Consider the following 1,707-nt stretch of genomic DNA (forward strand, 5'->3'; position numbering starts at 1 on the left):
CGCCGTTCAGGCGTACGCGAGGGAGGGGGTAGTTCGCGCGGGGACATCACTGTCTCCCGGCGTCTTTTGGCTGCAGCAGCTTTGCCTAGTTTGACAGGTGGTTTCTCATCACCCGAAAGACGTTGGAAACTTTTTCGGTCGATGGCTTCATTTCTAAGTGGTGAACGGATGGGTACTTCCGTCATTGGCCATCGGCGCAAGCTGCCAAATCGAGTGCCTTCTCGGAAAAAAGGCCTTTTCGTGATGCGGGTTATCGCAATGGTTCGCGGCAACGGAATTTCGCCGGTGCCCCGCAGGATGTGACTCGTACTTGGACCATGGATTGGCTCCGCCGGCTCCTTTTCTTCAGGAGTGTTGAATGTCTCGATTGATTGAAGCGTCCCGTCTGCCGGAACTGAATTCGTTGGCCGAACTCGTGCAAGGCTTTGTGCCTCGACTGTTTGTGCCTCACTTACCCGCATTGATCGCGATCGGTGGAATCACCTTTGGCTCGATGTTGGTCACGCCAAACGAATCGCATGCGGCCAATGGCAGAGGCGTTCAGGTGACAACGATCCCGACCGGATCTGGTTGCACCAATTGCGGTCAGAACCGCAACATGGTGACTCGTTCGCCGGTTGCCAGCCGAACGGTTTCGGTGGGAAATCCGGTGCAGCACGGCCGGGTGATTCATGAGGGGCCTGTCGTCCACAGCACCCCGGTGGTTCACGAAGGCCAAGTGGTTCACAGCGGCCAAGTGATTCACAACGGCCAATTTGCTCACCCGGGCCAAGTCGTCCACTCAGGGCAAGTCGTCCACTCGGGCGGAGTCGTTCACTCAGGCCGAGTCGTTCACCAAGCGAGCAAGCCTTCAGTGGCGCCGGTCTCGCATTCGGTTGCAAGCTCGCATCGCGGTGGAGGAGCGGTTTCGAATGTCTTGACGACTTTGAACGCACAACGGTCTCGACAAGGACTACGTGGTCTTGCGTATGATCCGCAATTGCAAGCGGTCGCGGAACGGCGTGCTCAGTTGATGGCGTCGACGGGTTTGAAAACTCATCCGTCAGGATCGTTTGCCCCCGGACGCTATGAGGGCGTCGGATGGAGCAGTTCCCACACGCCCGCCGGAGTTTCGGCTTGTTACACCAGCGATCCCAACATGCGAGTGGCAGGCGCAGCGATGGCTCGCGGTCGCGATGGCGTCTACTTCTGCGTCGTGTATCGCTGATTCCCGCGATGGTGATGGCCGTCGCTCTGGCTGAGTCGGCGGTTGTGCCATCGGGTTCGATAGGATGTCTGGCGCGGTGCAGTGGGCAAATACCGCTGACCGCGCCGCAGATCACGCCGGCGACCAGCGTCGAAATGACGCCCGATCAAGCTCGCCAATCAGTTCAGTGGTTGGCGGATCAACTTCTCAAACATGTCCCTGATCGCTTTGATGGTGATGATGATTGGGGCAAGACAAAATCGTTGTGGGCGGGCGTGAAAGTCCGCCGCGAAGGTTGGAAGCTGAAAACCAACCGCCGCCGCAAAGAGGTTCGGCACGGACGTTGGGTCCGCTATGACGTCACGTTGCCGGAGCTCACCGAGCTCCAACGCCCCATCTCAACAGCCGAATCAACACTTCACCCTCCCTCTGGGAGGGTCGAGCAAAGCGAGGGGAGGGCCGAGCATGACCTCCGCACGCCCGCCAACCCTGGACGGTTTTCCGCATTGGCATGGCCATCC

At 59.1% G+C, this 1,707-nt stretch carries 1 protein-coding gene and 1 pseudogene; both read left to right on the forward strand.

What is annotated here, in order from left to right; translation table 11 throughout:
• The first annotated feature begins 358 nt into the window (after window positions 1-358).
• Entirely contained in the window at window positions 359-1,207 is an 849-nt protein-coding gene (locus B2R17_RS09385; protein WP_286763788.1) for a CAP domain-containing protein, read from the forward strand.
• A gap of 8 nt (window positions 1,208-1,215) precedes the next feature.
• Window positions 1,216-1,569: pseudogene (locus tag B2R17_RS28325) on the forward strand (hypothetical protein); the annotation flags it as partial.
• Window positions 1,570-1,707 lie beyond the last annotated feature (138 nt).

It is taken from the genome of Rhodopirellula sp. UBA1907 (genome assembly GCF_002337565.1).
Taxonomy (GTDB): Bacteria; Planctomycetota; Planctomycetia; order Pirellulales; family Pirellulaceae; genus Rhodopirellula; species Rhodopirellula europaea.

Bases quoted from the DNA above. Each gene is read 5' to 3' on its own strand.
- B2R17_RS09385 (WP_286763788.1), top strand. From the start codon at position 359: ATGTCTCGATTGATTGAAGCGTCCCGTCTGCCGGAACTGAATTCGTTG.